Raw genomic sequence first — 25870 nt, 5'->3', positions numbered from 1 at the left:
TTCCGCTGCAGCTCTTCTTATACTAGGTAATCCCTTACCTTGCACAACCAAACCATGTGAACCGAATCCGGTCCCCAATAATCCTTAACCACGGTGTGGGGCTCACCGAATTTCCGCAGCCACCTTTGCTGCGCCCGCTTATAGCCGCTGTCCAGGCAAAACTCTTCAATCCCCCGGCTCTTTAGATAGGCCATCAATTCCCTAATCAATGCTGAACCGATTCCTTGACCCTGGCAGCTTGGCAAAATGTATAAGCTCCCCAGCTCACCCACATCATCAAGCTGATGTTCCGTACAGGACCGGATATCCTCACCGCAGGGGGCAAATGAAATCGTACCAGCAACTTTTCCGTCCAGTTTTGCAACAAGAAAATAGGTGTCCGAATGCTCAGGGTCCAGAGCGCTGGCAGCCATTTGTTGTTTGTTGTCAACTTCACTTTGGATATCGTCCTGCAAAGAGGCAAGTCCCTCTTGTGCAAAGGCATCTGAGATCGATTCCTCAAAAAGCCCATATACAGACTGTATATCGTCTTGGGTGAGCGGGTGTATGGTTAACCGGCCGGGCTTAGTCATACCCACTCCACATCTGCGCCAAGCAGGCGCAAATGGTCGAAATATTGCGGGTACGATTTGGCCACGTGATGGGCATCCTTGATCCGCAGCGGCTGGCGGGCCCGCAGGCCGACTACGGTCAGCGCCATGATTACCCGGTGATCATAATGCGCATTGATCGTCACGCCGCCTTCAACCCCCTCAGGCTTGCCATGTACAATAATCTCGTCCCGGCGCTCCTCAACGCTTGCTCCGGCCCGGGCCAGCTCAGCCAAATAATCGGTAATGCGGTCGCATTCCTTGTATCTCAGATTCTCAACATTATAGAAGCGGGAGGTGCCTTCGGCAAAGACTGCGGCAGCCACCATCGCGAGGACCGCATCCGTTGCCGCATCACCGTCAAATTCCACAGCCTTCAGGATGCCATTGCCCTGCACATGCACTGTGCCATTCTCATGGGTAAGCGGCACCTGCATCATGCGCAGCACATCGACAATCGCCCGCTCGCCCTGTTTGCTCTGTTCGGCAAGCCGATGAATCCGGACATCCGATTTCGTTACCGCCGCCGCTGCGAGCACAGCTGCCGATCCGGGATAATCGCCCTGCACCGTGTAGGACTTGGCTGCATAGGCCTGGCCGCCCGGTACTTTGAAGGACATATAGTCGTCAGCCGCGTGAACAATAATCCCCGCCTGCTCCAGAACCTCCAGTGTCTGGCCTACAACCACTTTGGATTTCAGGTCATCCAGCACAATAATTTCACTGTCTTCCTCAAGCAGAGGGGTCAGGAACAGAAGTGCACTAAGATATTGCGAGCTGACTGCACCCGATACCGTGATCCGCCCGCCAGCCGGTTTGCCGCCGTGAATTGTTATTGGAAGTCTGCCGTTATTATGCTCTACCTCTACGCCAAGCTGGCCAAGCGCTGTAATCAGATCGTCATGCGGGCGTTTGCCCAAAGAATCCGGATACGTGTTCACAAAGGTAACCTCAGGACTGAGGGCCGCCACAGCCATTAGAAAACGCAGCACCGCACCCGCATTGCCCACGTTAAGCTCTTTGACATCACGGGGATGGCGGCCAAAGCCTTGAATGACAATTTTCTCCTCATCTTCTGTAAGCACCGCTCCCAGATCGGCGATACATCTGCGGATTGCATCGCTGTCTTCGCTGTGCGCCGGGTGGTAGATCGTGCTGACTCCTTCCGACAATGCGGCGACCAGCAGGTAGCGCGTAGTGTAGTTTTTGGAAGACAGGGCTCCGAATTCCCCTTGCAGGGTTGGTGTAGGCCTAACAATAACGTCCATGATATTAGCTCTCCTTATGGGCTCAAATAGATTATGTATTGCTCAGTTTGACAGGGTAATCTGCAATTGTGTTATCATGATATCATTCTTCTACACGAAAAGAGGTCATAACCATGAATGAGATTCCCCAAATCACAGCACAAGAATTGCGGCAGCGTCTGGAGTCAGGTGAAGACCTTGTCCTGATAGACGTCCGTGAAGACGACGAGGTTGCTTTCGGAATGATTCCCGGTGCGAAGCATATTCCTATGGGCGAGATACCGCAGCACACGGAAGAGCTGCCCCAGGAAGCTGAATTCGTCTTCATTTGCCGCTCCGGCGCCCGCAGCCAGCGTGTCTGCGAATACCTGCAGCAGTTCGGCTACCGGACATCCAATCTTAGCGGCGGGATGATTGAATGGAATGAAACCGCTGGGGCCTAGGTCCTGCACAGATACGCTTAAAAGCTCAACCGCGGTAGCGCATTAAAATATGCTTCGTCACTTCTGCCACACTCAGCTCTGTTGTATCGACCGTGCAATGTGCGAAACGGTAAGCGTTCCGGCGCTGTTCGAGAATCGTCAGAACCCGTTCCTGTGCATTGCCGGCGAGCAGCGGCCTGTTCTGATCCCCGCTGACACGGGCGATAATTGCCTCCTCCGTAGCGGTCAACGCGACTACAAGCCCGTTCTGCAGCATGATGTCCGCATTGCCCGGAGCCAGCACGGCACCGCCGCCTGTGGAGATAATCCGGCCCTCTCCCTCCAGCATGTCCTTCAGTACTGCCGATTCGATCCTGCGGAAATATTCTTCCCCGCCTTCCGCGAAGAGCTCCGCAATGCTCCGGCCTTCTTTCTGAATAATCACATCATCCAGATCAACCAGCTCATAGCCCAGTTCCTCCGCCAGCAGAGCGCCTACTGTCGACTTTCCCGTAGCCATCATCCCGACGAGAATGATATTTTTATTGGCGTAATTCATCATGACCCTCCAACCGCGACATTTGTCATATCATAACACAGGGTGAAAACATTGCACAAACGGTAAATCATCCGCACAATAACCCCAGCATTTTTTTCAGATATGTCAAAATAAACTCACAAAGCGGGGCCTTTGCACGGAAGCTGATTCAGGTACTTTGCGGGGACCCCAATATATACTTTCTGAGATGAAACAAGGCCCGAAGGCTCCCGCTGTCTGCTAAGGAGCCGTTCGGGCCGCTGTTAACTGCTTGTGCCTGAAACTTATTCAGACAGCCAGTTGTGATGGAAGACGCCTTCTTTGTCCACACGCTTGAAGGTGTGGGCACCGAAGTAATCGCGCTGTGCCTGAAGCAGGTTCGCCGGCAGGCGTTCTGTGCGGTAGCTGTCGTAGTAAGCCAGGGCGCTGGAGAACCCTGGAACCGGAACCCCTTGGGCCACGGCAGCGGAAACCACTTGGCGCCATGCGGCCTGGTAAGTGTCCATGATGTTCTTGAAGAACGGATCAAGCAGCAGGTTTTTGAGCTCCGGATTGTTTTCGTAGGCATCGGTAATATTCTGCAGGAAACGTGAACGGATGATGCAGCCGCCGCGCCAGATTTTGGCCAGGTTGCCGTATTTCAGATCCCAGTTGTATTCCTCGGAAGCTACACGAAGCTGTGCGAAGCCTTGGGCATAGGAAACGATCTTGCTCGCGAACAGTGCCTTGCGCACGTTCTCGATGAACTCGGCTTTGTCGCCCCGGAAGGGCTCGGTTACGGGACCGCTAAGCACCTTGCTCGCTGCGACCCGCTCTTCCTTCATTGCCGACAAGAACCGGGAGAATACGGATTCTGTGATCATGGACAGCGGCACACCGAGATCCAGCGAGCTTTGGCTTGTCCATTTACCAGTACCCTTTTGGCCGGCGGCGTCCAGAATGACATCCACCATCGGTTTGCCGGTTTCTTCATCATATTCTGCAAAAATATCCTTGGTGATCTCGATCAGGTAGCTGTCGAGCTCTCCGCTGTTCCAATCCGCGAAGATGCTGTGCAGCTCTTTGGCATCCAGGCCAAGCACATCCTTCAGCAAATGATAAGCTTCGCCGATCAATTGCATGTCACCGTACTCAATGCCGTTATGGACCATTTTTACATAGTGCCCTGCACCGTCCGGTCCGATATATGTACAGCAAGGTTCTCCGTTCACTTTGGCTGAAATTGCCGTAAGAATGGGTTCTACCAGCTTATAGGCGCTTTCCTGGCCCCCAGGCATGATGGACGGCCCTTTCAGTGCGCCTTCTTCACCGCCGGATACACCGGTGCCGATGAAGCGGAAGCCTTTAGCCTCCAGTTCCTTATTGCGGCGGACCGTGTCAGGGAAATAAGCGTTGCCCCCGTCGATGATGATATCGCCTTGATCCAGATGCGGCAGCAGCTGCTCGATGGTAGCATCGGTTGCTTTGCCCGCCTGTACCATGATCAGAATTTTACGCGGCACTTCCAATGATTCGACAAACTCCTCAATGGAAAAAGTACCCGTCAAGTTTTTGCCTTCCGCTTCGCTGATGAGGTCATGAGTTTTCTCCGGGGAACGGTTGTACACCGATACGGTGAATCCTCTGCTCTCGATGTTAAGAGCCAAATTTTTACCCATTACCGCCAAGCCAATGACGCCGATTTGTTGTTTTGCCATCTGGTTCTCCACCCTTTGCACCTGTATTTGTGTGAAATCCATTTCTCGCAGTATTAGAATACCATCCTTTGTTAGAGACAGCAAAGTCCTACCGCTTGAAAAGAGATCAACTTCATTGACAAAATCCTGCATATCACGGAAATTGCTCACAATGAGTATTTTAACGTTTTTGCAGGCAGAAGTGAATACCCGCTTCCAGTCCGGCGGCAAACTACAGGGCACCCCATATGCGGGATGCCCTGGCTCAGTCCAATGCAGCTTATCACCATTCAAGCATATTTAATTCTCTGGTCAATTCAGCAAGTCTCGCTTTGCACGCTGCTGTCCGCTCATCATCCTTGCTCTGAATCGCCTTGTGCAGCAGGTCCAGCTGCTCATCCACCTCAAGCCTGCGGTCCCGGATACGCTCCTCCCCCTCAACGGAGTAGAAGAGTTTGGTCAGTTCCTGATCGGAGAGCAGAGGGCCTTTCTGATACAGCACGCGCTGCTGATACCCGGAAATTTCCACCAGCCGGATAACCTCACCGAACAAAATATTCTCAATGATAATCTGGCGGTCGCGGAACCGCTTGACAACGGCGTGCCCGCGCATATCACCAATCAGCTTCTCCATCCATTCCGACAGGCGCGCATCACGGATCATATAATCCCCCACCAGCTTGAAGCCGTCCTTAATCCGCTGGAAGCGCAGCTTGACTAGCTTGCGTCCGGTGCGCACCGAAATAAGAAAAACCGTTTCATTCTCGCTCCAATAAAGGGAATAGCCTTCCTTAATCAGGTCCTTGATCAGGTCCTGGATATGCTGCCTGTCGAAGCGCAGCTCCAGATTGCAGTACTCGACTTCGTCATTTTTGTTCACGGCACTCCCCCCTAACGGCATTGTTTCAGCAAAGCCATCTTCATTTGCCTAACCTAGAGTAGAACTGACTGCCGGACCTCCACTTGCAATATTTAATTTTGCGTTCGTCTTACACTTATTTTATACTTCATTTTATGTAGCGGTAACTTGGTTTATTGACTATTTTTACCCGCTGCCCGCCATTTCAAAACGCTGGCTCCCGGTTTTGCAGCAATTTTATTGATATCAGTGATTATTTTTCATACAAGGAGACCTGACATGCCATTTCAAGGATTTACTGCTGAAGATTTTGATGTTTTTCATATTGACGGTCTGGAACCGCGCATGGAGGCGCTGATCGCCGGAGTCCGGCCGAAGCTGAACGAGCTGGGGGATGAGATCGCTCCTTTTTTATCCATGCTCACTGGAGAGGAAATGTTCCCGCATGTCGCCAAACATGCCCGCCGTACCGTTCATGCGCCGAACGATACCTGGGTTGCATGGGGTCCGAATAAAAGAGGCTATAAGGCGCTGCCGCATTTTCAAGTGGGCATGTTCCACAGCCATTTGTTTATTGTCTTTGCCATTATTTATGAGAGCAGCAATAAAGCAACCTTCGCCGAGGCGCTGTCCAGGCATCTGGACGACGTTCAAGCAGAGCTTCCGGGCGGTTACTTCTGGTCTACCGATCATTTAGACCCCCGCGGCACCGCTCAGGCCGATATGGATAAGGGGGCATTTGCCGAGCTGTCCCGGAGGCTTAAGGAGGTCAAAAAGGCCGAGGTCACCTGCGGGCTGCGCATTGACAGGGATGATCCGGTTCTTGCGGATGGAGACAAGCTCCTGAACATGATCCGGCAGACCTTTGAGACGCTGCTGCCCCTGTACCGAATGTCCTTCTGAGCTCTCCCGTTATCTCCACTGGCTTTCTGCATCTTCTGTAAAAGCTGCTCATTCGCAAAAGCCGCCGGCTTCCGGTTTCTTCCGGTTGGCCGGCGGCTTTTGTTGTACTTCGCCAGATTCTATACAGGGCCTCAGCCCGTTTACAGCTTCCGCTTGGTTCTGTGAACTATAAGCAGATGCAGTCCGAACAAGAGGACCATCACGAATGCGCTGGCGAGGAAAGGTGTACTATGCCCAACAGAGTCCCAGAGCTTCCCCGAGATCACCGGCCCGGCCACCATACCCGAGCCCTGCAGCGTCAGGAACAGTCCCCACACGGTTCCCCTCTCACCCTTCGGCACCTGCTTGGCCAGAAAAGCATTCCAGGCCGGCAGGATCAGCGCATAGCTAATACCTACAAGAGCTACTGCAACGAAAGCGAGCGGCAGCCAGCGTACCTGGGAAAAAAAGGCCAGCGAGCCGGCAGCGAGCAGGAACCCGATATTCAGGAAGACCGTTGTTCCGATCCGGTCGACCAGTTTGCCTGCCGGAATCAGAGCCAGTACAGTGATGCCGCCTCCCGCAATCAGCAGCAGGCTGAACTGGTTAGGCGTAACGTGCAGCTCGGAGCGGGCAAACAGGGTCACTACAGGTGTCATCAGACCGATCGCAAAAGCCTGCAGGAACAGCGCCGGAAACAGCAGACGGCTGACCTTCAGGGTGGTTCTGACCTGATGGAACGTCCGTTTCAGACTCTCCAGCGGGTTCCCCCGTCCACGAACAGCTGCCGGCCCTTCACCACCGCCCCGCACAATAGCATGGGGCGCATGAGTGCCTATCCTTGACGGCAATAACAGTGCGACGGCCGCCACTGCTGCTGCACAGCCCATAAGCACAAGAAACATGGAGTGATAGCTCTGTCCGCCGTGATCCATCAGAAAGTTGACTACAATGGGGCCAATCCCGGTTCCAGCCAGAGAGGCCATCTCTACAGCCCCCATGGCTGCGCCGCTGCTTCCGCTTTCCGTTGAACCGGCCAATTCGGTAATCCCCGTCATGGTGCAGGGCCACAGCGGTGACGTTCCTATGCCCAGAATGAGACAGGCCACGGATAACCATACGGCATCTTTGGCATAGATAATTAGACCCACTGCAACGAGGATCAGCAGGAGAGCCCCCGTCATTGTCCAGCGGTACCCTATCCGCTCCATCACCCAGCCCGAGGGGCTGCGGAAGAGGTTGTCTCCCAAATACTGCATCGCAAAGGCGAAGCCAACCACGGTGACCGAGATCCCGAGAATATTCTCCATGTAGACCGGCAGCAGGGCTACCAGCAGAGATCCTTTAACAAATTCCACCAAAAATATGATCGCCCACATCTCCAAAATGAACGGGGAGGCTAAATTGATATGCATACGCTGCGCTACTTTGCCAGACATTCCATCACATCCTAGTATTATGTTGATTGATTTGTTATACTGGGGCTTGCTTGAAAAAATTACTCTTCACGAAAGGTTGTGACAGCATTAAATGGATCAACACGTAACTCCCCTCTTCACCGCTCTCAAAAAGCATGCCGCCGGAAACCCAGTTCAATTTCATATTCCCGGGCATAAGAAGGGGCTAGGAACCGATGCCGAATTCCGTGAGTTTATCGGCGATAACGCTCTATCCATAGATTTGATCAACATCGCACCGCTTGATGACCTTCATCAGCCTAACGGCGTAATTCTTGAAGCTCAGAAGCTGGCTGCGGAGGCTTTCGGTGCCGATTATACGTATTTTAGCGTACAAGGCACGAGCAATGCCATCATGACTATGATCCTCTCTGTCTGCTCGGAAGGAGATAAAATTATTGTGCCGCGCAATATTCACAAATCCGTGATGTCGGCCATTATTTTCTCCGGAGCCAAGCCTGTTTTTGTCTCTCCTGTACAGGATGAGAATCTTGGGATAGACCATGGTATTACCACCAGCGCACTCGAGAAGGCCTTAAGGCGCCATCCCGATGCCAAGGGTGTACTTGTTATCAATCCTACGTATTTTGGCGTTTGCGCCGATCTGCGTTCGATTGTCGACCTGGCCCACAGCTACGGGGTTCCCGTACTGGTGGACGAGGCACATGGAGTATTGATTCATTTTCATGAGGATCTTCCGGTATCGGCCATGCAGGCCGGAGCTGACTTGGCGGCAACCAGCGTACACAAGCTGGGCGGCTCCATGACACAGAGCTCCGTGCTCAATCTGAATGCCAAGACCGGACTTGTTAATCCGCAGCGGGTGCAGACGATCCTCAGCATGCTGACCACAACTTCAACATCATATATTCTTTTGGCATCTCTGGATACCTCCAGACGCAATCTGGCCCTGAACGGCCACGAGATGGCGGCAAGAACCATTGCCCTGTCCAACTATGCGCGTGATGCGATCAATAACATTGACGGCTTGTACAGCTTCGGCAAAGAAATTCTTGGTACAGAAGCTACCTTTAACATCGATCCTACGAAGCTCAACATTCATGTGCGCCATCTCGGGATCACCGGTTACGAGACGGAAAACTGGCTCCGCGAGAAGTACAAGATCGAAGTAGAGTTAAGCGACATGTATAATATTCTTTGCCTGATTACCCCCGGAGATACCCAGGAATCTGTCGATAAGCTGATTTCGGCCTTGCGTGTGCTGTCTGCGATTCATTACAGCAAAGGCGAAATCTATGAGCTTAAGGTGCAGGTTCCGGAAATCCCGCAGCTCGCCTTGATTCCCAGAGATGCTTTTTATGCAGATACGCAAGTGGTACCTTTCCGCGAGTCTGCAGGCTACATCATTGCGGAGTTCATTTATGTCTACCCTCCGGGAATTCCGATTCTGCTCCCCGGTGAAGTTATTACCCAGGATAACATCGATTATATCATCGACCATGTGGAAATCGGACTGCCGGTCAAAGGCCCCGAAGACCGCAGCATCAATTACGTCAAGGTCATTGTGGAGGCTGAGCCGATCTCCTGATCGGCTGTCATCCTCCGGCCAATATGAAACACAAAAACCCGACACTTAACAAGTATCGGGTTTTTGTGCGCCATTCGCGTCACAGCCTTGTCCAAGGCGGTTTTCAGCCAATATGGCTGCACTGAAATCTATTCTTGCTGGGCAAGCAGCTCATTGTAAGCTTCTTCAACAGCTTTCCATTCAGCTTCATCTTCAATGTTGTAGAGTACCATTTCTTCATCTTCTTCTTCCATGCGCAGAATGATGCCATCTGCTTCAGGGTTTTCGCGTTCCAACAGCAGAGCATACAGCTTCTCGCCTACATCGAACGTTTCCACCAGCACCATTTCCACATCTTCGCCCTGCTCATTCGTCAAGGTCAGCACAAACTCCTCGTGCTCATGGTCGTGATCATGTCCGCAACCGCATGCTTCACCATGTTCATGGCCATGCTCATGTTTGTGATCGCTCATTGAAATACCTCACTTTAGATTGATTTATCCTACATTTGGTATCGTAACACGTAAGATAAGTCAGGTCAATTTGAGGGAGGCCTGAATCAGCTAATCGAGCGCAGTGATTACTTTCTCTGACACAAGTATATAATCAGCGCCTTTGGAAGGCTTAATATAGAACCCTACCCGGTATTTGCCGGCATCTTTGAAATCATAAGTGAATTCTGAAGTCGGGAACCAGAAGTCCTCCTTCTTCGAGCTTCCGAGATCCTGGGACTGAATGTCCTTCACGTTGCCGGACGGGTCTGTGATCGCCACCTTTACCGCTGCAACCTCCTCGGTTAAGCTGTCTACCTGAGTCAGCACCTTGATCTTGAGCTTGCCTACATTCACATTGCCAAAGACGTTGTCACCCTTGAACAGCACAATATGGACATTCGGCCTCAGGATGCTCAGCTTGCCTGAACCATCCCAGCTGACGACACCCCCAGCCTCCCTGGCGGGAATATAGGCTTTGCCGTCGATTAAATAACCGCCATCGGCCACTTCTTTGCCGTTGCTCCATACTCTGATCTTCTGGTTAACCGCATCCGCAAATAATAATGAGCCTCCCATTAAGGAAAATACAACCACACACACAGCAATTTTCTTCCATCTCATCGCTAGAGACCCCCAAGTAATTCATGCTGTTAATATATACTGCAAAAATAGCAACAAGTTGCGGAATGGCAGGGGAATTATTTCACTCCTTTTGTAAACAATGATACGATAGGATCAATAGATTCCAGCCGCGATGACAGGAGGGCTTCTTCATGACTATTTATTTGCAAATGCTGGGCACAGGAGATGCCTTTTCCACAAAATACTATAATAATAATGCTTTGCTGAGGGACCATGGATACACATTGCTGATCGACTGCGGAGTAACTGCACCCCAGGCGATGAACGCACTTGGGAAGTCCTTTCGTGAAGTGAATGAAACGCTGGTTACGCATATCCATGGCGATCATATCGGGGGACTGAAAGAACTGGCGCATACCCTGGACCAGGAACCGGCCAGCAAAATGACACTGCTGCTGGCAGAGACTCTAATAGAGCCGCTGTGGCAGCACCCGCTCCTTGAACCTCTGCATCGGGAAGGGGGCCCCCGGTCGCTAGCCGATGTATTTAACGTCAAACCGCTGAAACCTGACACTCCGTACAAGCTGTCACCTTCTCTTACGCTGGAGCTGATCCGCACGCCACACATGCCCGGGAAAGCAAGCTATTCGCTTCTGCTGAATGAGTGTATCTTTTACAGTGCAGATCTGACTTTCCAGCCTGAGCTTCTCCTCCACCTGGTTCATAACCGCGGGGTCACGAAGATTCTGCATGACTGCCAGCTAAGCGGACGTGGACAGGTGCACACTACTCTTAGAGAACTAATGTCCTTGCCGGAAGAAATCCGGAAGCTGATCATGCTGATGCATTACAGCGATGAGAAGCCAAAGTTCGAAGGGAACACCGGGGAGATGGAATTTCTGGAGCAGCAGGTGGTCTATGGGCTGCCCGACTGCAGGAAGGATGCTTAATAGCGCACAGCATGTATTCGTTAATATTTACACAAAAACAGCCGGACAGTGCGTCAATCGACGCCTCTCCGGCCGTTCTTATCTATGCGGACTAAAACTGCGGAAGCTGATCCAGGTTGTTCGTTGGATCACCATCGGCATCGCCGCGGATGTACATTTCGCCGTCTCTGCCTTTAAAAACATTCACCCCGGCAATGGCACCTGCCTGAACCTCCTGCAAAGCCTGCTGGTAATCAAGCATCCGTCCTGAAGAGGTCTGGAAGCTGACCAGGTCTCCGTCACCATTCCGCCGGGCCGCTATAAACCGTTCACGTGCACTGTTCATCACTTAGGATCTACTCCTTCGCGCTTGGATTGGCCATGATTAGGCTCTATTCTAGCTTCTCCTGAAACGGTAATGAGTATGTATTCCTTCAGCTAGAGCGCCTTTTCCATCCGGACATGCAAAATACCCGCATCATAGAAAGGCTCTAAGGATATCACCTTATAGCCAAGCTTGATGTAAAAATCCTCCGCATGGCACTGTGCGTCCAGTATGGAGGATTTAAGACCAATCTCCCGGGCAAGCCCCTCAAGGGCCAGCAGCAGCACACGCCCATAGCCCTTGCCGCGGTATGCCTCGTGAACAGCAATCCGCTGCATTTTGGCCGTATCGGCTTTGTAGTATATCATTCTTCCTGTGGCTACCGGAATGCCTTCATCCAGCAACAGCATATGATGAACGCTGTCGCCAATCACATCATATTCATCCACTTCTTCTTCCACCGGTACTTTCTGCTCTTCAACAAAGACCTTTTTGCGGATGTCCAGTCCCGTTTGGAGCTGTTCATCCGTGGTCACACGTACAATTTCTGCTGCCATTTTCCTTTGGTCCCCTCTCAAATAGGTCAAAACGATAGTCGACCCATTATACAGAATTTCCATTTCTCTGTACAGATTAAGAGATGAACGCTGTACCTCCCCAGGTAACCGCTGCTAATGGCCCGAATAGACCTCTTCCGGGATCGAACGGTCATAGACATCCTGAATAACCGGTGACAGTGTGCTGTCTGTTCCCCCCAGCGGTCCATCAAGGTCGGTCATCCTATGGATTTCCACAGCGCCCGGGGCCTGATCCTGCGCTGCGCACCCTACTGTACTCAGAAGCATGAGCAAACAGGCTGCAGCCTGTAATGAGTTCCTGCGCATAAGCCTTCCTCCTATCCTTTCAGCTTTTTACAGCTTTGACGGTTTGGAGCGATGCTAAACGGAGGATTAGAGATTTACATTCCCCACCACATGCACTAAATACATCAGGTACCCAATGCCTCCCGCAAGCACAGCATAAGCTGCACCATATTTCCAGCGGTAGCTTACCGGCACATCATAATATTTGTCGTTCTCAAACACAGTATACTGGACCTCGCACAGCGCATTTAAATGCAGTCCTGTCTCCTCCGTAATGTGCTCAAGCCGGGTCAGCTTTACCTTGTCAATGATGCTCTGTACTGGAAGTCTGGCGGTACCGTAATAGTCCAGGCTTTCGTAGCGGATGCCGATATACTGCTGCCGCTCCAGATCGCTGTAAGTGGTGAACGGCAATTCTCTGGTGTGCTCCGGCCCCGGAATCAGATAGCCTTGTTCTCTTAAGTGTTCTACGGGAATAAGGAATCTGAGCAAAAGGGTCCGCACCTGGCTGTTCTTCTTCCGGCTGATATACTTCTTGTACAAGTCATAGGCAAACAGCACCCAGATAATCAGGAACAGGACCGATTTCAGGTAGATGATTACTCCTAGTCCGCCTACCAGTCCGACCAGCCACAGCCAGCGGGTGACCGCAGTCGCAATACGCCCCCCATCCAGCGGGTGAATCGGCAGCAGATTGATCAGGTTGAGCAGAAATCCGACGTAGGCCAGAGAGTACAGAAGCGGACTGTGATAATAATAGGCGAATGCAAAAACAACTGCTGCACCCGCGCTGCCCAGGATAGGGCCTCCAAAGGCTACATAAGCCTCCATTTTAGCGTCCAGCGGCTGTTTTTTCATGGTGATTAAAGCGCCCAGAAAAGGAATAAACAGCGGAGCGCTTACCGGAAGACCGATCCGCTTCGCGGCAATCACATGTCCTAACTCATGGACAAACAGCAGCAGCACAAAGCCGATGGCGAACTGCCAAGGATAGATCAGTGCATAAGCCCCTATCGAAAACATCATAGATATCAGCGGACCGGCTATTTTTCCCAGCTTCAGCAGAGATATAATCGCCTTTCCTTTCAGGAGCAGCATGGCTGCCCCTCCTCCCAGCCATTTCAGCCCGGTTGAGGTTTTATTCTTGGATTCATTGGGTTGCGGCAAATTCGTTGCTCCTTTATCTTTGTTTGATTCAAGATTATCATTTTGAGAGAGGTGATTCCACTAGAAGGATGTCCAACTGCCGTATAATATCCTGCCATAGCGGATTCAGCACTGTATTATATAGAAGAAACCTGCTCCGCTCAGGGGGATCCTGTTCGCCGCTGACTGCAGGAACCGCTTATGCCAGCCTGCTCCGGCTGAAGACGGTTCCGCCGCGAATCTGACCTGTTTATATTTTTCTGCTCATGGCCACTTGGAATTCAGGTTTGGTTTTATAAACTATGTAGGCCACATTTCCCGCAAAATCCAGATAAGCCTGGAACCGGGTACGGATTGCAGGACTTGTGATCATCTCAAACGCGGTATCTTTGGCTACCCACCGGCTGTCCGATGTCTCATCAGAAGTACTTAACTGCCCGCCGACCGGCTTGCAGATATAATCCAGCATCACTTTAGTAGGGACATCCGTTACTCCGTCATGCCATTTATAGGTCGCCGTATTGGAATATACACCAATCAGGTGCGACACTTCCGTATCGATTCCGCTCTCTTCCTTGATTTCACGAATCAGTGCTTCGATTAGGTTCTCTCCCGCCTCCACCTGACCGCCGGGAAACACCCAGCCGCCATGATAGGTTTTTACCAGAAGAACCTCTCCCTGTTCATTCTCAACAATTCCTCCGACAGCAACGATATGAGTAGGCATCGCCATGTGAGTTACCTCCGATTATTTTAAGTTCACTTCCATTTACCAGCTACATTATCCTCCCCTGCGAAATAATCCACCTTGTCAGCCATATACACTTCCTCATATTGTTCACCTGAAAATTCCAGGCGTTGAAATCTCTCCTTAGCTTAGAGTACTCCTAGCATATCATATTGGGATAATTTTCATATCGGATATTCACAAGCCTGCCCAGAAAAAAACATTGCCTTCCCCTCACATCCTATGGTATTATAAATTTCGTTGCAGGACGGTAGCTCAGCGGGAGAGCACTATCTTGACAGGGTAGGGGTCATGGGTTCGAACCCCATCCGTCCTATACTGCATCACCCTCTAAACTCCTTATTTTATAAGGAGTTTTTCTTTTTGTCTTCCTTTCTACTTACTAAGATAAAATAGCGATTTGGTGTCGATTATCCTGCGGCCAACACGGACGATATGAAATTGTTCACAGTTTAGGAGCTCACAGGTCCCTTATGTCATAAACTGTGTTTCTCCTTTGTTGGTGAGAGATGAGGTACTCCTGCTCCCTGAGATAATTTCTGCAATGGGCTGGCGCGCATATGATTGGTCGTAGAATACTTACTAAGTATTAGAGGCCTAAGCTCATGTATATGGTTTATCCGTATTGGTACAGATCACAATTTGTCCCTATTTGGGCAACTTCAACTCCAGATGCACTTGAAATTAATGAGGAGTTCAGTCCAAGGGGAGCGAAATGATGAGCATTTTTATGACCAACTCATTCAACTTGCTCCAAACCACGAACAAGCTGAAGTTATTACCTCTATTCGATATGATGAACGAGGGCATTATCAAATGTTCCGGCAAATGTTCCGGCAAATGTACAGGGAATTAACAGGACATGAAGTGACAGGAGTTAGCAAGGAAGTCCCTGAACAAGTTACTTCGTATACTGCCGGTTTGCAACAAGCCTTCCAAGGTGAATTGTCTGCAATTGAAAAGTATTGGAATATATGGTTTGGATTTCCATTAGGCGTTTATAAGGATACTTTGTACGGCATTATTCTCGATGAGCAGAAGCATGCTTCGAAGTATAATAATCTATTGCTGCTGAACTCAGCTGCATATCGGTAGTAATTTGTTACAGAAAAATAGAAAAAGCCCCGGGGTGGCTTCAGGGCTTTTTTAGCTAATCTCCGTGCGCATAACATCGCGCGTCATGCCGAAATCGTTCCTGGCATCCTCACCAAAATATTTTGTGATACACCAAGAATCCTCCTGTCCATACGCTAGCACTCCGATACTCTGCTGCTTCAGCTCTTTTTGCAGCTGTTAGTATCCTGCATAATCCGGCGCTGGATGGCTTGGCCGGCATTGAGTAGCGCGTTTCAGAATGTTCCCGGAGTCTAGATCTTCTTGAGGCTCTTGCCAACCATGGTATCTATGTAAGGGAGCAGGATGAGGTCACGGACATCGTCCTCTCTTCAATCGTTATCATTTTACCTCCGGCATCATGCTGCTGCCCCTCGAACTGCTCAACATGCTCGGTCATGATCATTTTTGTTTTCCAGCGTTCGTTACCGTCAAGTTTGCTCACTGTGGCCCCTCCTTAATGATAAAGCCAGTAATCTATATTAGTATTGCGCCTGGCACTCTGTGGCCCCTGCTGCAGCGTTGTGTCATATGGTATGTTGCGTTCCCACGCTTCCAGTATATCCGCCTTCTGGATAGGTTCAGACACGCTCCATTCTATGTAATTTTCGGCGGCCAACACTTTAAATCCCTTGATTATCTCCGCTGGCCGCCGCCCGCTTAACCGCCTCAGCTCCGGAAGAGTCGGCAGCCGCCTGAAGTGATAGTGAAACTGAGATATGATCCGCAGCAGCTTACGCGGGGTATCATCAAGCATATCTCCGCTCCTGCACAGGCTGCCAGGCGAGGATGTTTGCGGCCAGAAATACCCGGGGCGCACCGGTGGAAAGGCAGGTTGCCCGAATGCGGCCGTTACGGATTCCCATAACCTCTATCTTCCTCTGTGTGATCTTTCCGGCATTGTCAATATATATAATTTCAATCGTTTGGCCGATACTCATTTTCATGATAGATCGCCTCCAAAAAATAAGAACGTTTGTTTGTATTATAACCAAACATACGTTCTATATACAATCATGAGTATATTCCACTACTCCCACATTTATGTACATTATTTGAATACAATCTAATTATCCCATATATAAGAATTTATGTTTAGACTTGAATTTATTATTGTCATATTCTTATTAGGCCGACACCAGTTGTTATAATTTTATTTTTATCAGTTAAGACAATACATCTGATAACAACTACCTTGGAATTATTGACTACGTCGAGATGTTAAATGGGTGAAATTAATAAACTAATCTTATAGAGGACCATTTCATGTCACCCAAACAAAAAAGGAGGAATGACAATCAAGATAATTAATTATTTTTATCTAAAATAGATAAAATTATATTAATAAACTATTACCTAAATGAAAGAGGTTATGAAATGAAGAAGTGGATTACATTGATTTTCTTGAGTATGTTCATCATCATTTTAGCTATACCTTTGTCTTCTGCCTTAGCCAATTCTGAACAGGGAACATCAACATCGGCGACTGACACTAATTTATTATTGGGTAAAACCGCAACTCTAATTAAATATAATACGGGTTACTACAACAATCAATCTGAAGCTTGGACTGATGGTATATTGACAGTCGATGGTCTGCTATATGGGGGACAGGAGTTTAAGTATACATTTAATGATCCAGTTGATATATCAAATATCAACATACTTACTCCTTATACTTCCAATATAGCATTAGTTTTCACCTCAACTGATAGTAATAATCAGAAATCAAACTTGTCAATTATAAGCAATAACGTTCCATATGACAATAAAGTTGACTTGAAAAATGTTGTTTCTATAACGATCTATAACGGTGGTAACATAAATATAAGAGAAATAATGGTTTATGGAAATTTGTCTGTAAAAGCTACACCAGAACCAACAGCAACTCCAACACCATCTCCTACACCTACGGCGACACCAGAACCAACTGCCACAACAACGCCAACGGTTACACCGACAGCAACTTCAACACCAACGGCGACTCCGGTACCGACTGCAACGCCAAAACCAACCGCAACCCCAGAACAACCTGCAGGTGACCGAGCGCTGCTTACGGTTACTTTTATCAACGGAACAGAAAAAGAGTATGATCTTCCCAGAACTGAGGTTGATGCTTTCTTGAACTGGTACGATGCCCGTGATGCAGGAAGAGGCCCGGGTTCTTATGCAATTGATAAGCATACAAACAATAAAGGCCCCTTCAAAAAACGTAAAGATTATGTTGTCTTTGATAAAATACTCAACTTTGAAGTAAGTGAGTACACAACAACCGAATAGTCCTTACCAGCACTTACCTCCTCTGTCCTCTGTAGCATAACGCTATAATTGGATAGAGGAGGTTTTCTATGTTTATATCCCCTATGCTGCTGCAAACGGCTCCCCGGCCATTCTCGCACAGCGATTTTATATATGAACCAAAGGTAGACGGGCACCGGCTAATCTACTCCCAGCAGGCCGGAAAAGTGCGGCTATACACACGCCACAATAACGACTGTACTCGGCAGTACCCCGAAATAAACGGAAGTACAAGCGCACTCTTCCCGCATGATATAACGCTTGACGGCGAAATCGCGTGCGTTGATCCAGTCACCGGCGCGGTAGACATCGAAGCTGTCACATCTCGATTAAACACAAAACGCGCTGATAAAATACGCAGGCTTATGGAGAGGCTGCCGGTAACATACGTTGTCTTTGATATCCTGCGTTATAAAAGCGAGGACTTGCGCAAGCGGCCGCTGATGGAGCGCAAAGCGATCCTCGCGAGCCTGGCGCTTCCAAACGTCCATTTCGGCGTGATCCCGTACGTTGAGGGTGTGGGCGAGGCGTTATTTGCGCAGATGCAGGCGCGGGCAATGGAAGGCGTCGTGGCCAAGCGCAAAGATAGCGTGTATGAAACAGACCGGCGTTCCGCACAGTGGCAAAAGATTATTAACTGGTCGTACGCCGACGTCTACCTGAGCGGATACAAAAAGTCCGAATTTGGATGGCTCGCGGCTGTGCCGGACAATCGTGGTAAAATGCGGCCGGCTGGCGTGATTGAGTACGGGCCTTCGCCGGAGCACAAAAAGGCGTTCTATAACGTCGTTAAGCCTCTGGTTACCGGTGAGGACCGCGATTATGTATACGTGGAACCGAGGGTATGCGCACGTGTGAAAATGCGAAACTGGACTCGCGCGGGGATGCTGCGGAGTCCAGTATTTACGGAGTTTATCGTATAAGCAAAAAAAAGCCCGTCAGGCACAAGCCCGGCGGGTTATTTTACGCATTGTTTATAGAATCTCTCACTATTAATAGTCCTTAATTACCATTCGAATGTTCTCATTTGTTAGCCGACATATAATTACCTTTTATTACATATTATTTGTTAAATTTATCAAACTCGCTACCTATATACATTATTACCCATATACCATACTATTATTTATGTACACAATACAATATTTAGGAGGGTTAACGCTTATGAAAAAGAAAGTTGTGATTGGATTATTAACTGTTGCTGCATGTTTTTCTATTGGATCAACATCTTTTGCTTCTAGCGCTTCAACTACTAGCCCCATCTCTACTCCTGCAACGACATCCGTATCCGCAAATCAAGAAGTAACTCCACTAGCTGGCGGCTATAGAGAAGAAACTATTCATATGAAATCAGGATACGGAAGATATCTTGCTGGCTACAATTTCCAGTTGATTTTTAATGACGGGGCTATTGAATTTTATGAAGACGGATTTGTAATAGCTGTTAAATATGGAGCCGCAGTAGTAAATGCCGACGACGGCAATGGCAACACAATTTCTTACACAATCCTTGTAGATAGACAATGATTACAGTATTAAATAAGACCCTGCTAATTTCTGCAGGGTCTTATTTTATGTATACTCTAAATTCAAATCTTTCCCGGATAAACCGACCACCAACTATCTTAATACTCTCCTGGGGAGTATCCTTCAACTATACCACCGTAATCCATTATACGGGCTTCAGGATCATCTTCTGGCCGAACCATACAAATACCTTAGTCTGTGATAAGGCAGCCGTCAGGTAGTCTGTATCGCTCTCAAGGACTTTGTATGTAGTACTCAAATTTGTCACTCCTTAAACTCAACACAACGGATGTAAAAATCTAATTGAAAATCTTTATTGTTTTTTAGAAAATCGTTCTTTTTCTACAACTTCATAAAGATAATTATCTAAAGCATTTCCACCAGACAGATATTTTATATGGGCTTTAAATTCTTCTATGATACAAAATAATTCATGAATCCTCATATCCACAACATCTTTATTACATTCAATATTAATAGGATCAGTTTCTTTATATCCAGAAATTAAAAGAAACAGCTCATTAATTCTTCCTAAAAACTCTTTTAGACCTTTGATCAAATCATCATGGAGCCAAATCTCATATGATTGAATTAGACTCCTAAGTTCTTTAACTTCTATCGATATTTCGAATTCTACCAATTTCTTTGCCTGTATAAACTCATTTCCCTGTCCATAGAATTGCATTAGATAATTTTCAACTTTAACTAGAGCGGGTTGAATTTTTGAATGAACCTCTTCTCGTATACCTAGTTGAATATTTAAAAGACTCTGTTTTCTATCCTCTTCTAATTTCTCTTTCTTTTCTTTCCTTTCTTCCTTTAATCGATTTTCTGTAATGTAATAATTCACAATAGTTCCAATAAGTAATACTAAAACTGTTGTAGCTGAGGATATAGCGGCACTCCATATGTAATTAATAGATTATAACCTCCTTCACAATTTTCTTCTTTAAATTTCGACAAGCAACCAATTTATTCCTTTAAACTAAACCAAAAAAGCCCACCAGCTGAAGCCAGTGGGCAAACGTACCATCTAGTCCTTATCAGTATACCCCTTGCCTGCTTCCGGGTTGCTCACGATTCCCAGCACGACCAGGATACCCAGAACCGCATTCACTGCCGCTGTAACCTCGTCGTATTTCTCCGGGGCTAATTGCACCCCGAAGATCGCCCCGACCGTCTGTACACCCAGCAGCACCGCAGCCGTCAAAGATACCCACATACCATAATTACGCCATTTGCTGTTCATTATTTAGCCCCCTTGGTCAATGTTACTGTTTTGCTTGCCTGGTCCCAGCCCACCGTAAGACCTAGAGCCTGTGCGATGGCCTTCACTGGTAGATAGGTTACTCCTGCATCCAATACGCCGCCCTCGATCTTCTTTCCATTTACCTTTACAGTAACTTTTACATCCTTGTTCACTACCTTAGCCTCCTTTGTTTTTAACGCCTCATATAACCGGCTCCACGGGAATTTAGGTCCGGGGCAGTGTGGCTTACGAACCGGGTCCACCTGAAAATGTCCAATAACATGCCGCTCGTCCAGCGCTATAGGCTTGCCGTAGAGCCGCTTAACCTCAGCACTGATATATTTGTGCAGCCATACCGTAGCGGCAAACTGCGCCTCTGTGAGCGTCCCGTCCGTGCCCTCATGCTCAATGCTGACGGTGTATTTATTTGGGTTTGTGGGCGAATGCTCTTTGATCAATGGCGCTGTTGCTTTTGCAATTGAAGCAATCGACAATCCATTCGCCCAGGCCATACGCTGTATATCAACGTACTGGTGAATCTCTCCGGCTTTGGATACGCCAAAGTGAGCGCTGCTCTGATCATTGCCGGACGATGTAAACCAGGAGTCCATGCTGCTCATCGTCCCACTGCTAATATGGTCTACAATCGCTATGGGCACATGACCGTCCCGGCTGCTGCTATTCGTGTATTTATTGCCTTTTTGAATGATATTCACAGTTTCTCATCCTCCTTGTCTTTGACCGCTGGGAAGGACAAGAAGAGGTCCTGCCGTTTGGTGTACATCAGCACCGTTAGGATCACTAGCCCCAGGGTAGTGCCGGTCTGAGCAATTGCCCAGGCTTGAGACTTAAGCGCGGCATAGACAGCATCCCCGCCAGTAGCTGTGCTGAAGCGAATCCAGAAGGCAACGGCCATTTTGACCGTGTATGCCCCGAGAAAGAAGAACGCCGCCAGCATAAACAGGCTGACCACCCGTGCCCTGAATCGCTTCCGGAAGTACAAAAAAAGCGCGGCTATGAGCAGCAGCGCACAAACAAACGAAATACCGTATGCAATCAATAACAAGATATCAATGCCCCCATGATTAACACCCCGATCATATATTAAAAATTCAGCAAAGCCGTTATTCCGGATCTCGTCCTGGATTTCTTTGGACGCGTCCTTGTATCGACGGATGGAAAATGCGACCCTGCGGGACGCCTGCGCCAGCTCCTTCTCTCTCTTTTTGTGCTGGGGCGATAGACGTTTGATCCAATGACTCAACACGGTTATCCTCCCCTATCCTCATCATTGCCGTTAACAGCAGCATGATCTATTTTGAGTCTCTGCAGCACTTCAAGTGTTGGAGCCATAAAGTCAGCCCTTTCCTTGTCCAAGGTAGCCTGTAGCCGGTCCCGGTCTTCCTCCGCGCGGTCCAGCAGCTCACGCGGCACCAGGTTACCCTTAACGATGGACCTGACTAGCATGATCACTATGATCAGCAATATCAGCGCGACGATGTTGGCCAAGCCATATTTATCTGCGAGCGGCAGCAGCTTTTCCAAATTTATAACGTCATTGCTATCCATTCCCCCGCTCTCTTCTCTCTTTATGGTGTTTCATCTTCCTGTTTTACTACCGACTCTGCACTGGATTGCAATGTAGCCAGCGTATCACCAATTTTTTGATCGATCTGCTGAAGAATCTCAATTTCTTTTCCTGGATGTAGCGATAACATGTATGTGATTACAGAGACTGATTCTTCGACTGGATTTAATGCATCTACTAGCATTTCTATTTTTGGTGTAGCTTTCATTTCTTTCCTCCTTTCAGACAACTTAAAAGCCCCTCCAGGATTGGAGAGGCTTTCTTATGAATTGAGCATATCATTCTCATTCTTCTAATAAGCTGCGGATATTCAACTATTATCTCTTTGCAAATTGAAACTAAGAAGGAAAATTTTCCTTGGCGTAGAATGTAAGAAATCTACAGAAATTTATTTTATATGAAATGAGGCTGCATAGTGAACTTACGTCAATTCATGAAGGGTCATGGTAGTGAAAATTTTGAGATACTGAGAAATGAGAAATCGATCGGGATTTTTGAAGGGATGAGGAACTCTAGTCAAGGCAAACGATTTATTCATTTCTTTCCAGAAACAGATATACAACCGGAGGATTGGATATCTGTGTTGAATTCAAATGAAAAATTTTATGTTGATGACGTTGTTGTCTCAAAGGGATTCGGTTCTGGCAATACCAACTTCTCTAAAGATGCGTATTATCTAACGGAGTCTCAGTTCAAAAAGCAACAAAACGCGCAGTCCTCATCAGTAACATTTCAGATTGGCGATGTACAAAACTCAATTATTGGAACTCAACACAACGCAACGTTAACCAACAATTTTTCTGATAAACAAATAAAAGACTACATCGAACAGAACTGCGGTGAAGATAAAGAATTAATGAATGACATGTTGAAAATGGTCAACAGTATTATCGAAAACAACATCCCAGTTCAAAAAGGTACTTTCGCTCGTTTTTCAGATAAAGCTTCTAAATATGGATGGCTCTTAGGAGCAATGACCTCAAAACTACTTACTCACTTTTTCTAAATGAGTCAACTTTTACTTTCATCTGGTCAGCCAATATGCCTAATCCAGAAATCACTTTGATAACATCCGTTGGAGTGACATTCGTATAACCTATTGAAACCTTAATTGCAGCTCCACTCTCAAATACAACTTCCTTTTCGAAAGACCAGTTATCTGATTTTACATCCGATTCACTACTCATATATATTTGCCACCTTCAAAAAGAGTAAAAGCCCTTCCTATAACAGGAATGGCTTTTCTGCTTATAACATATCAAGGTTTATATACTTTTCTAATGCTGTATTAGTACGGAATAATCTTGATTAACCTTTTTCTTACTAGGAGATTTTTCATTGAATTAGAAGAAAGTAACGGATATTGTAAAAAAGTAGCGATTATTGAGTTTTAGAGTAAGGAGGAAGTAAAATGGGGTATGCTATAGCTTTCTTGATAATTTGTGTTATTGCCGGATTGTATAATAAATCCAAGGAAGATCAGGCGAAGTCATTAAGGGAATTGAGAGCGAAAAGTAAAACCGATTATTATGATTCGTTAAGCCAACTCTCAACTAATTCCGAAGAAGGAGTTTACGTCCAGATGGAAAATTAACAATAACTGATGAAACATCAATAGCTAATGATTTAAATGCGCATTCTGGAAATAACTTTACAGTAATCGAAAAAAGCAGATAATAATTACAGTAAGAAGGCCCCTCCATAAAGAGAGACCTTCTTAGTTATTAGGATATAGTTGTTTATATACTGTAGTACTACGGTTTAATGCTTAAGTGCTGCTATTTGAGCATCAAGATCATTAAGTTGTTGTTGGAGTGTGGCTAGTTCGGTTTTGAGCTGTTCAAGCATCTTTTCACTCTCTTTTTTTGTATTCTCCCATTGCGGGATGGTGGTTGAATTAGGGTTTTCTGATATTAGAACATCCCAATTATCTACTTGCGTTTTCTTAAATTCAGAAACGATAGCTGTTTTTTTCTCAACTTGCTCAGCTATTTTATTCCGTTCAGCTTGCAATTCCGCAAGAGTTTTTGTGTTCGACGCTGCCGTCGGCACCTTTTCGTTTTCACTACTCATAATGATTTTCTTCCCCTCTACGGTAAGGCTTGCACCGGTTGCCTCGGCGACTGCACGTACCGGAGCATATGCCGACCCGTTAATAATAACTGCCTCAGCAACCTTCGTCCCACCCTTTTCGATGGTAAATAACCCCTGCACCTTCTGGCCGATTAAGCTCGAAGCAGCGAAGGCAGAGACTCCACCAAACAACAGTGCACCTACGACAAATCCGGATATAAACTTTTTCAAAACGAACACTCCCCTTGGCAAAGATTTCTATATCTCTATTATCGTCACAAAGCAAGAAAAGTTTCAAGTTAAGAAGAAGTCGTAAAGGTTCCACCCCAGTTTTGGTTGGCGGCATTTCCATGGTTATGAGTGCCTATGTCAACGGTATGCTTATGACCAATATCCGATTTATGGTTAAGGGCGTTCCACAAAGCCGTGATAGCACTGTTAATGGTGTCTAGTTCACTTTGTAGTGTTGCACCTGAAAAAGCGCTTTGAATATCTAACCACGAACGAAAACGTACCTTTCCATTTGGCTGTAAGTCAATGTTGCTTCCAGATAGGTTTAGATTGCCATAGGCACTTATCGCAAGACCAACACCCGGCGAGTTATATATCGTTGATTCATTTCCATTTGCTAAGAAACGAATCTTACTGACTCCACCGTCATACGCCGGAATCAATATACCACTGGAAGCATCTGAATACACTCCAAATGCTACACTTGTAGGATCAATTTCCACTCTCGGATAAACACCAGATGATCCTGTTCTAAATCTCGCGCCTGTAATAATGCCCCCGATAATCTCCCCACTGGCGTAGATGTTACCTTCAAACGTCCCCCCCCTGGCATTAATGGTTCCCTGAAACGTCCCATCTGCAGCAAATACTGACCCGGCTGAATTAACAACAAATCTCCCGTCTCCCACATTAATAGATGATCCAACAATAGCCCCGCCTGAAAAATTAGAATTAGCGATGGACGCATAATTTGCCGTCAATTTATTCGCTACCAAGCTCGATCACTCCGAATTCAGGACCGGCTGTTGATTACGTAATATTGGCCGCGTTCGTTCTTAGTATGTCCCTTGAGGATTATCTTCTCCCGATAATCTTCAGAGGCCATTGGAACAAGGAATTGGATTTCGTAATCCGAATTAATTCGCCGCTTCCGCGCTACATCATAAGCTTTCACTAGAGCTCCGATTGACACCATATTTTTATCATAAGATTGAAGGTAGCTCAAATAACATCATCCTCTCCTTAAGGAAAACTTTCCTTACGTATAAAAAAATAGCCCCCGGAGAAATTCCGAGGACAAAATCATAACCACCCGTCAAACGGGTGGTTTGCTCTGAGGCTATAAGCCTTCTGGTGCCGGCTAGCATCTAAAGGGGCTGTCTTTCACTTCGTTCAAGCTACTATGCCTTTGCCCCTTTTGCCTACCCCTGAAGGGGTGCTTGGACTACCAGCTACCCCTTAAAGGGGTTCTCATACTCTTTCACACTTAGCTTATCCAGTGCAATATCGTGACTTTCCTGCTCCTAAATATAATTTTTAATCGTTGCTTCATTGAGACCTACCGTGCTTACATAGTACCCTTCTGCCCAAAAATGACGATCCCCGTACTTATACTTCAAGTTTGCATGCTTATCGAAGATCATCAGCGCACTTTTCCCTTTCAGATATCCCATAAAACTCGAGACGCTCATTTCCGGTGGAATACTCACCAACCTATGAAATAG

At 47.5% G+C, this 25870-nt stretch carries 33 protein-coding genes, 1 tRNA gene and 1 pseudogene; 10 read left to right on the top strand and 25 right to left on the bottom strand.

Annotated features, from left to right (window positions below; genetic code table 11):
- Positions 1–17: 17 nt before the first annotated feature.
- Positions 18–572, bottom strand: a complete 555-nt coding sequence (locus BLQ82_RS02770) for a GNAT family N-acetyltransferase (protein WP_062524032.1) — start codon at positions 570–572, stop codon at positions 18–20.
- On the bottom strand, positions 569–1858 hold the full coding sequence (aroA, locus tag BLQ82_RS02765; RefSeq protein ID WP_062524031.1) for a 3-phosphoshikimate 1-carboxyvinyltransferase: 1290 nt from the start codon (positions 1856–1858) through the stop codon (positions 569–571). The genes BLQ82_RS02770 and aroA overlap by 4 nt, the downstream gene beginning before the upstream one ends.
- Before the next feature lie 113 nt (positions 1859–1971).
- On the opposite strand from aroA, the gene BLQ82_RS02760 reads away from it, so the two are divergent.
- Positions 1972–2280 (top strand): rhodanese-like domain-containing protein, encoded by a 309-nt coding sequence (locus BLQ82_RS02760; protein WP_074647689.1) that lies wholly within the window; start codon positions 1972–1974, stop codon positions 2278–2280.
- 25 nt (positions 2281–2305) lie between these two features.
- On the opposite strand, the gene BLQ82_RS02755 is transcribed toward BLQ82_RS02760, so the two are convergent.
- From BLQ82_RS02755 to BLQ82_RS02745, 3 genes are all read right to left on the bottom strand, one after another.
- The gene (locus BLQ82_RS02755) at positions 2306–2818 is read right to left on the bottom strand and encodes a shikimate kinase (RefSeq protein WP_062524029.1); all 513 of its coding nucleotides are present in this window, start codon (positions 2816–2818) and stop codon (positions 2306–2308) included.
- Positions 2819–3081: 263 nt separating this feature from the next.
- Positions 3082–4494, bottom strand: a complete 1413-nt coding sequence (gene gndA, locus BLQ82_RS02750) for an NADP-dependent phosphogluconate dehydrogenase (RefSeq protein WP_062524140.1) — start codon at positions 4492–4494, stop codon at positions 3082–3084.
- A 262-nt stretch (positions 4495–4756) separates the two neighbouring features.
- Positions 4757–5353: a hypothetical protein gene (locus BLQ82_RS02745; protein WP_020433063.1), complete on the bottom strand. Its 597-nt coding sequence runs from the start codon at positions 5351–5353 to the stop codon at positions 4757–4759.
- 258 nt (positions 5354–5611) lie between these two features.
- Between BLQ82_RS02745 and BLQ82_RS02740 the strand changes: the two genes are divergently transcribed.
- On the top strand, positions 5612–6235 hold the full coding sequence (locus BLQ82_RS02740) for a DUF1054 domain-containing protein (RefSeq protein ID WP_062524028.1): 624 nt from the start codon (positions 5612–5614) through the stop codon (positions 6233–6235).
- 140 nt (positions 6236–6375) lie between these two features.
- Here BLQ82_RS02740 and BLQ82_RS02735 read toward each other — a convergent pair whose 3' ends face one another.
- Positions 6376–7653, bottom strand: a complete 1278-nt coding sequence (locus BLQ82_RS02735; protein ID WP_062524027.1) for an MFS transporter — start codon at positions 7651–7653, stop codon at positions 6376–6378.
- Positions 7654–7744: 91 nt separating this feature from the next.
- Between BLQ82_RS02735 and BLQ82_RS02730 the strand changes: the two genes are divergently transcribed.
- A complete protein-coding gene (locus tag BLQ82_RS02730; RefSeq protein ID WP_062524026.1) occupies positions 7745–9220 on the top strand; it encodes an aminotransferase class I/II-fold pyridoxal phosphate-dependent enzyme in 1476 nt (491 codons plus the stop codon).
- 128 nt (positions 9221–9348) lie between these two features.
- On the opposite strand, the gene BLQ82_RS02725 is transcribed toward BLQ82_RS02730, so the two are convergent.
- Positions 9349–9672: a DUF1292 domain-containing protein gene (locus BLQ82_RS02725; protein WP_019911532.1), complete on the bottom strand. Its 324-nt coding sequence runs from the start codon at positions 9670–9672 to the stop codon at positions 9349–9351.
- 90 nt (positions 9673–9762) lie between these two features.
- Positions 9763–10314 (bottom strand): hypothetical protein, encoded by a 552-nt coding sequence (locus BLQ82_RS02720; RefSeq protein ID WP_020433070.1) that lies wholly within the window; start codon positions 10312–10314, stop codon positions 9763–9765.
- 152 nt (positions 10315–10466) lie between these two features.
- Between BLQ82_RS02720 and BLQ82_RS02715 the strand changes: the two genes are divergently transcribed.
- A complete protein-coding gene (locus BLQ82_RS02715; RefSeq protein ID WP_062524025.1) occupies positions 10467–11225 on the top strand; it encodes an MBL fold metallo-hydrolase in 759 nt (252 codons plus the stop codon).
- 91 nt (positions 11226–11316) lie between these two features.
- Here BLQ82_RS02715 and BLQ82_RS02710 read toward each other — a convergent pair whose 3' ends face one another.
- From BLQ82_RS02710 to BLQ82_RS02690, 5 genes are all read right to left on the bottom strand, one after another.
- On the bottom strand, positions 11317–11550 hold the full coding sequence (locus BLQ82_RS02710) for a DUF3892 domain-containing protein (RefSeq protein WP_425281137.1): 234 nt from the start codon (positions 11548–11550) through the stop codon (positions 11317–11319).
- 92 nt (positions 11551–11642) lie between these two features.
- Positions 11643–12086, bottom strand: a complete 444-nt coding sequence (locus BLQ82_RS02705; protein ID WP_062524023.1) for a GNAT family N-acetyltransferase — start codon at positions 12084–12086, stop codon at positions 11643–11645.
- Positions 12087–12200: 114 nt separating this feature from the next.
- On the bottom strand, positions 12201–12413 hold the full coding sequence (locus BLQ82_RS02700) for a hypothetical protein (RefSeq protein WP_062524022.1): 213 nt from the start codon (positions 12411–12413) through the stop codon (positions 12201–12203).
- A 66-nt stretch (positions 12414–12479) separates the two neighbouring features.
- Entirely contained in the window at positions 12480–13559 is a 1080-nt protein-coding gene (locus BLQ82_RS02695; RefSeq protein ID WP_062524021.1) for a site-2 protease family protein, read from the bottom strand.
- Positions 13560–13788: 229 nt separating this feature from the next.
- A complete protein-coding gene (locus tag BLQ82_RS02690) occupies positions 13789–14271 on the bottom strand; it encodes an NUDIX hydrolase (protein WP_062524020.1) in 483 nt (160 codons plus the stop codon).
- A gap of 259 nt (positions 14272–14530) precedes the next feature.
- Between BLQ82_RS02690 and BLQ82_RS02685 the strand changes: the two genes are divergently transcribed.
- Positions 14531–14602, top strand: a tRNA-Val gene (locus tag BLQ82_RS02685).
- Positions 14603–14973: 371 nt separating this feature from the next.
- The gene (locus BLQ82_RS02680; RefSeq protein WP_244280676.1) at positions 14974–15381 is read left to right on the top strand and encodes a ferritin-like domain-containing protein; all 408 of its coding nucleotides are present in this window, start codon (positions 14974–14976) and stop codon (positions 15379–15381) included.
- A 307-nt stretch (positions 15382–15688) separates the two neighbouring features.
- On the opposite strand, the gene BLQ82_RS31750 is transcribed toward BLQ82_RS02680, so the two are convergent.
- On the bottom strand, positions 15689–15844 hold the full coding sequence (locus tag BLQ82_RS31750; RefSeq protein ID WP_157243821.1) for a hypothetical protein: 156 nt from the start codon (positions 15842–15844) through the stop codon (positions 15689–15691).
- Positions 15845–16148: 304 nt separating this feature from the next.
- Positions 16149–16346 (bottom strand): hypothetical protein, encoded by a 198-nt coding sequence (locus BLQ82_RS02670; RefSeq protein ID WP_208810653.1) that lies wholly within the window; start codon positions 16344–16346, stop codon positions 16149–16151.
- 430 nt (positions 16347–16776) lie between these two features.
- Between BLQ82_RS02670 and BLQ82_RS32325 the strand changes: the two genes are divergently transcribed.
- The 3 genes from BLQ82_RS32325 (at position 16777) to BLQ82_RS02650 (ending at position 19224) form a co-directional block, all read left to right on the top strand.
- Positions 16777–17679, top strand: a complete 903-nt coding sequence (locus tag BLQ82_RS32325) for a hypothetical protein (RefSeq protein WP_157243820.1) — start codon at positions 16777–16779, stop codon at positions 17677–17679.
- Between the two features lie 68 nt (positions 17680–17747).
- The gene (locus BLQ82_RS02655) at positions 17748–18620 is read left to right on the top strand and encodes an ATP-dependent DNA ligase (protein WP_062524018.1); all 873 of its coding nucleotides are present in this window, start codon (positions 17748–17750) and stop codon (positions 18618–18620) included.
- Between the two features lie 241 nt (positions 18621–18861).
- Entirely contained in the window at positions 18862–19224 is a 363-nt protein-coding gene (locus BLQ82_RS02650) for a hypothetical protein (protein WP_062524017.1), read from the top strand.
- A 313-nt stretch (positions 19225–19537) separates the two neighbouring features.
- On the opposite strand, the gene BLQ82_RS02645 is transcribed toward BLQ82_RS02650, so the two are convergent.
- The 6 genes from BLQ82_RS02645 to BLQ82_RS02620 form a co-directional block, all read right to left on the bottom strand.
- Positions 19538–20074, bottom strand: coding sequence for a hypothetical protein (locus tag BLQ82_RS02645; RefSeq protein ID WP_062524016.1), 537 nt, complete (start codon positions 20072–20074; stop codon positions 19538–19540).
- Positions 20075–20257: 183 nt separating this feature from the next.
- Positions 20258–20473, bottom strand: coding sequence for a phage holin (locus BLQ82_RS02640; protein ID WP_062524015.1), 216 nt, complete (start codon positions 20471–20473; stop codon positions 20258–20260).
- A complete protein-coding gene (locus tag BLQ82_RS02635) occupies positions 20473–21189 on the bottom strand; it encodes an N-acetylmuramoyl-L-alanine amidase (protein ID WP_062524014.1) in 717 nt (238 codons plus the stop codon). Before BLQ82_RS02635 ends, BLQ82_RS02640 begins: the two co-directional genes overlap by 1 nt.
- Positions 21186–21737, bottom strand: coding sequence for a hypothetical protein (locus BLQ82_RS32320; RefSeq protein ID WP_208810651.1), 552 nt, complete (start codon positions 21735–21737; stop codon positions 21186–21188). Before BLQ82_RS32320 ends, BLQ82_RS02635 begins: the two co-directional genes overlap by 4 nt.
- Before the next feature lie 5 nt (positions 21738–21742).
- Complete coding sequence (locus tag BLQ82_RS02625; RefSeq protein ID WP_062524013.1) at positions 21743–22042, bottom strand: hypothetical protein; 300 nt, start codon at positions 22040–22042, stop codon at positions 21743–21745.
- Between the two features lie 20 nt (positions 22043–22062).
- Positions 22063–22269 carry a hypothetical protein gene (locus BLQ82_RS02620; protein ID WP_062524012.1) on the bottom strand — a complete coding sequence of 69 codons (207 nt, stop codon included), beginning with the start codon at positions 22267–22269 and terminating at the stop codon, positions 22063–22065.
- A gap of 207 nt (positions 22270–22476) precedes the next feature.
- Between BLQ82_RS02620 and BLQ82_RS02615 the strand changes: the two genes are divergently transcribed.
- Positions 22477–23067 (top strand): hypothetical protein, encoded by a 591-nt coding sequence (locus BLQ82_RS02615; RefSeq protein WP_062524011.1) that lies wholly within the window; start codon positions 22477–22479, stop codon positions 23065–23067.
- Here BLQ82_RS02615 and BLQ82_RS02610 read toward each other — a convergent pair.
- The 4 genes and pseudogenes from BLQ82_RS02610 to tnpA form a co-directional block, all read right to left on the bottom strand.
- Complete coding sequence (locus BLQ82_RS02610) at positions 23051–23248, bottom strand: hypothetical protein (RefSeq protein WP_062524010.1); 198 nt, start codon at positions 23246–23248, stop codon at positions 23051–23053. The genes BLQ82_RS02615 and BLQ82_RS02610 overlap by 17 nt on opposite strands.
- Positions 23249–23822: 574 nt before the next feature.
- The gene (locus BLQ82_RS02600) at positions 23823–24365 is read right to left on the bottom strand and encodes a MerR family transcriptional regulator (RefSeq protein ID WP_062524008.1); all 543 of its coding nucleotides are present in this window, start codon (positions 24363–24365) and stop codon (positions 23823–23825) included.
- 68 nt (positions 24366–24433) lie between these two features.
- Entirely contained in the window at positions 24434–25141 is a 708-nt protein-coding gene (locus BLQ82_RS02595; RefSeq protein WP_062524007.1) for a hypothetical protein, read from the bottom strand.
- Between the two features lie 456 nt (positions 25142–25597).
- A pseudogene (tnpA, locus tag BLQ82_RS02585) lies at positions 25598–25864 on the bottom strand (IS200/IS605 family transposase); the annotation flags it as partial.
- Positions 25865–25870 lie beyond the last annotated feature (6 nt).

The organism is Paenibacillus jilunlii (genome assembly GCF_900102965.1).
Taxonomy (GTDB): Bacteria; Bacillota; Bacilli; order Paenibacillales; family Paenibacillaceae; genus Paenibacillus_AQ; species Paenibacillus_AQ jilunlii.
This window is presented reverse-complemented; position numbering and strand designations above follow the sequence as displayed.

What these genes read in the sequence shown, in the direction of transcription:
- BLQ82_RS02690 (WP_062524020.1), bottom strand. Translation starts at nt 14,271, where the DNA reads ATGGCGATGCCTACTCATATCGTTGCTGTCGGAGGAATTGTTGAGAAT.
- BLQ82_RS02640 (WP_062524015.1), bottom strand. Translation starts at nt 20,473, where the DNA reads ATGAACAGCAAATGGCGTAATTATGGTATGTGGGTATCTTTGACGGCT.
- BLQ82_RS02650 (WP_062524017.1), top strand. Translation starts at nt 18,862, where the DNA reads ATGAAAAAGAAAGTTGTGATTGGATTATTAACTGTTGCTGCATGTTTT.
- BLQ82_RS02680 (WP_244280676.1), top strand. Translation starts at nt 14,974, where the DNA reads ATGAGGAGTTCAGTCCAAGGGGAGCGAAATGATGAGCATTTTTATGAC.
- BLQ82_RS02700 (WP_062524022.1), bottom strand. Translation starts at nt 12,413, where the DNA reads ATGCGCAGGAACTCATTACAGGCTGCAGCCTGTTTGCTCATGCTTCTG.
- BLQ82_RS02715 (WP_062524025.1), top strand. Translation starts at nt 10,467, where the DNA reads ATGACTATTTATTTGCAAATGCTGGGCACAGGAGATGCCTTTTCCACA.
- BLQ82_RS02760 (WP_074647689.1), top strand. Translation starts at nt 1,972, where the DNA reads ATGAATGAGATTCCCCAAATCACAGCACAAGAATTGCGGCAGCGTCTG.
- BLQ82_RS02670 (WP_208810653.1), bottom strand. Translation starts at nt 16,346, where the DNA reads ATGAAAATGAGTATCGGCCAAACGATTGAAATTATATATATTGACAAT.
- BLQ82_RS02740 (WP_062524028.1), top strand. Translation starts at nt 5,612, where the DNA reads ATGCCATTTCAAGGATTTACTGCTGAAGATTTTGATGTTTTTCATATT.
- BLQ82_RS02770 (WP_062524032.1), bottom strand. Translation starts at nt 572, where the DNA reads ATGACTAAGCCCGGCCGGTTAACCATACACCCGCTCACCCAAGACGAT.
- BLQ82_RS02705 (WP_062524023.1), bottom strand. Translation starts at nt 12,086, where the DNA reads ATGGCAGCAGAAATTGTACGTGTGACCACGGATGAACAGCTCCAAACG.
- BLQ82_RS02720 (WP_020433070.1), bottom strand. Translation starts at nt 10,314, where the DNA reads ATGAGATGGAAGAAAATTGCTGTGTGTGTGGTTGTATTTTCCTTAATG.
- BLQ82_RS02730 (WP_062524026.1), top strand. Translation starts at nt 7,745, where the DNA reads ATGGATCAACACGTAACTCCCCTCTTCACCGCTCTCAAAAAGCATGCC.
- BLQ82_RS02610 (WP_062524010.1), bottom strand. Translation starts at nt 23,248, where the DNA reads ATGAGTAGTGAATCGGATGTAAAATCAGATAACTGGTCTTTCGAAAAG.
- aroA (WP_062524031.1), bottom strand. Translation starts at nt 1,858, where the DNA reads ATGGACGTTATTGTTAGGCCTACACCAACCCTGCAAGGGGAATTCGGA.
- BLQ82_RS02620 (WP_062524012.1), bottom strand. Translation starts at nt 22,269, where the DNA reads ATGAAAGCTACACCAAAAATAGAAATGCTAGTAGATGCATTAAATCCA.
- BLQ82_RS02755 (WP_062524029.1), bottom strand. Translation starts at nt 2,818, where the DNA reads ATGAATTACGCCAATAAAAATATCATTCTCGTCGGGATGATGGCTACG.
- BLQ82_RS02655 (WP_062524018.1), top strand. Translation starts at nt 17,748, where the DNA reads ATGTTTATATCCCCTATGCTGCTGCAAACGGCTCCCCGGCCATTCTCG.
- gndA (WP_062524140.1), bottom strand. Translation starts at nt 4,494, where the DNA reads ATGGCAAAACAACAAATCGGCGTCATTGGCTTGGCGGTAATGGGTAAA.
- BLQ82_RS02725 (WP_019911532.1), bottom strand. Translation starts at nt 9,672, where the DNA reads ATGAGCGATCACAAACATGAGCATGGCCATGAACATGGTGAAGCATGC.
- BLQ82_RS32325 (WP_157243820.1), top strand. Translation starts at nt 16,777, where the DNA reads ATGAAGAAGTGGATTACATTGATTTTCTTGAGTATGTTCATCATCATT.
- BLQ82_RS02710 (WP_425281137.1), bottom strand. Translation starts at nt 11,550, where the DNA reads ATGAACAGTGCACGTGAACGGTTTATAGCGGCCCGGCGGAATGGTGAC.
- BLQ82_RS02735 (WP_062524027.1), bottom strand. Translation starts at nt 7,653, where the DNA reads ATGTCTGGCAAAGTAGCGCAGCGTATGCATATCAATTTAGCCTCCCCG.
- BLQ82_RS02625 (WP_062524013.1), bottom strand. Translation starts at nt 22,042, where the DNA reads ATGGATAGCAATGACGTTATAAATTTGGAAAAGCTGCTGCCGCTCGCA.